Source organism: Nitrospirota bacterium, from assembly GCA_016212215.1.
Classification (GTDB): Bacteria; Nitrospirota; 9FT-COMBO-42-15; order HDB-SIOI813; family HDB-SIOI813; genus JACRGV01.
In genome coordinates, this window is the sequence record JACRGV010000060.1 from 1 (window position 1) to 2,715 (window position 2,715).

The 2,715-nt window shown below is 45.3% G+C and carries 2 protein-coding genes; both read left to right on the plus strand.

Features of this window, described 5'->3' with window-relative positions; genetic code table 11:
• The first annotated feature begins 102 nt into the window (after positions 1 to 102).
• Positions 103 to 408, plus strand: a complete 306-nt coding sequence (locus tag HZA08_05445) for a hypothetical protein (protein ID MBI5192869.1) — start codon at positions 103 to 105, stop codon at positions 406 to 408.
• 126 nt (positions 409 to 534) lie between these two features.
• Positions 535 to 2,532 carry an excinuclease ABC subunit UvrB gene (uvrB, locus tag HZA08_05450; protein MBI5192870.1) on the plus strand — a complete coding sequence of 666 codons (1,998 nt, stop codon included), beginning with the start codon at positions 535 to 537 and terminating at the stop codon, positions 2,530 to 2,532.
• The last annotated feature ends 183 nt before the right edge of the window (positions 2,533 to 2,715 follow it).

Genomic DNA, 2,715 nt, shown 5'->3' on the forward strand with positions numbered 1-2,715 from the left:
CCCTTGAACAAAGGGGGGGATTGCCGTTGGCCATTGAGCACCAAAGGAACTTTCCCCCCCTTAACAAGGGGGGGCTTGGGGGGGTGGTTTTCATCCTCCTTTGTGAAACCTCCGTTTCATGACGGTTCATCCGAAAATCTCTTCCGGCGGGGTAAGAAAACCCCGCCTATCCATTTCTATGAGGATAGGCGGGACATTCTTGTCCCGCTGATTTCATGTCCCTTTGCAAAAACAGAGGAGGGGCACGTCTTGAATTATCAGTTTTTTACTTTCCTATTAATCATAGTTAATTCATGGAACACCATCTTTATCATCTATATAATCGCAAAGACAACAAGCAAATTCTTTGTTGACAGACAAATACCTTTTGACTACCATATTCTTAAAAAACAATTCCAAAGTTTATGATGCATTCCGGCAGAGGATTTGGATGCGTTGTTATCATCAGAGAGGTTTTGGATAATGACACTCAAGGAGATTATATGAGAAAACATAAAACCTCCCGGCTGCAATAACGAAGGGGTTACGGATAAATTGGGACGTCTGAGATTAATATCTGATTTGCGACCACAGGGTGACCAGCCCCGAGCTATAGAGGCCCTGAGTGAAGGGGTCAATCGTGGTTTAAAACATCAGGTTCTTCTCGGGGTCACCGGAAGCGGGAAGACTTATACCCTTGCAAACGTCATTGAAAATGTCCAGAAGCCCACTCTGATTATTGCACACAATAAGACGCTTGCCGCCCAGCTTTATCATGAGTTCAAACACTTCTTTCCTGAAAATGCAGTGGAATATTTTGTAAGCTACTACGACTACTATCAGCCTGAGGCGTATATACCTCAGTCAGATACCTATATTGATAAAGACTCTTCTATAAATGATGCCATTGACCGGATGAGGCACTCTGCCACAACCTCTCTCCTCCAGAGAAATGATGTGATTATTGTTTCATCTGTTTCCTGCATCTACGGCCTCGGTTCACCGGAGGCATATCAGGGGATGCTGCTCTATCTTGAAGAAGGTATGGATACAGACCGGGATGATATTCTGAGAAAGCTCGTTGAGATTCAGTATGAGAGAAATGATTATGATTTTCACCGGGGGACTTTTAGAGTCAGGGGAGATGTAATTGAGATATTCCCCGCCTCTTCTGAAGAATCCTGCATCAGGGTGGAGCTCTTTGGTGATTATGTAGATCGCCTATCTGAGATAGACCCTTTAAGGGGAATTATAAAGAAGAAACTCCCCAAGGTTGCGATTTATCCCGGAACGCATTATGTTGTGCCGAAGGCAAAGCTGGAAAGGGCTTATGATGCCATCAGGATTGAGCTTGGGGAACGCATACGTTATTTTGAAGGGCTGAACAAACTGATTGAGGCCCAGAGAATAGAACAGAGGGTCAACTACGACCTTGAGATGATGAAAGAGATCGGTTACTGCCACGGCATTGAAAATTATTCAAGACACCTGAGCGGAAGAAACCCCGGAGAGCCTTCGCCGACATTACTCGATTACTTTCCAAAAGACTTTCTTCTCATTATAGATGAGTGTCATGTTACTGCCCCACAGATAAGGGGGATGTATGAAGGCGACCGTTCAAGGAAAAACAACCTCATAGAATATGGCTTCCGTCTTCCGTCTGCCTTTGATAACAGACCGTTAAAATTTGGGGAATTTGAAAAATGTGTGAAGCAGGCCATATATGTGTCAGCAACCCCGGGGCCTTATGAACTTGAAAAGAGCGGCGGCGTAGTAGTTGAGCAGATTATCCGGCCTACAGGGCTGACTGACCCTGAGATTACAGTAAGACCGGCAAAGGGGCAGGTGGATCACTTATTGGATGTGATAAGGGATAGGACAAACAAGGGAGAACGGGTACTCGTAACCACACTCACTAAGAGGATGGCAGAAGACCTCACAGAATATTACCATGAGATTGGGATAAAGGTGCGATACCTCCATTCTGAAGTGGATACTCTGGAGAGGACAGAGATAATCAGGGATTTGAGACTCGGAAAGTTTGATGTGCTTATCGGGATTAATCTACTTCGGGAGGGACTTGATATACCGGAGGTGTCACTCGTAGCCATTCTGGATGCAGACAAAGAAGGCTTCCTGAGGTCACACACATCCCTGATTCAGACAGCAGGCAGGGCTGCAAGAAATATCGCCGGAGAGGTCATCATGTATGCGGATACAATCACAGAGTCCATGAGAAAGGCCATAGATGAAACAGACCGCAGGCGATTAATACAGGAGGAATACAACAGAAAACATAACATTACCCCCGTGAGCATCATCAAGGGAATCCCCGAAACACTCTACGAAATCTCTGAAAGTGACTACTACACAGTACCGGCAGTTAAGGAAGAGATTGCAGAATACCTACCCGAAGATAAACTCTCTTCCATGATCAGGTCACTGGAGAAAGAGATGAAAGAGGCCGCAAAAAAACTGGAGTTTGAACGGGCCGCGGAACTGCGGGATAAGATAAGGGGATTAAAGGAAAAGGGGATGGGGATTAGTATGTGAAGCGTGACCGATAAACGTGTCCGTATAGGAATGAGGTAAGATGGTGTCACCTCTCACATTATCTTGCCTGAAAGTTTCACATTAAATTGACCTCTTGTATAAAGGTTTAACCGGAGGGTAGTTTCGATGTCCCTCCGGTTTCTCTGAGCTCTTTAAATAATCTCTGTGGATGCTATGCGGACA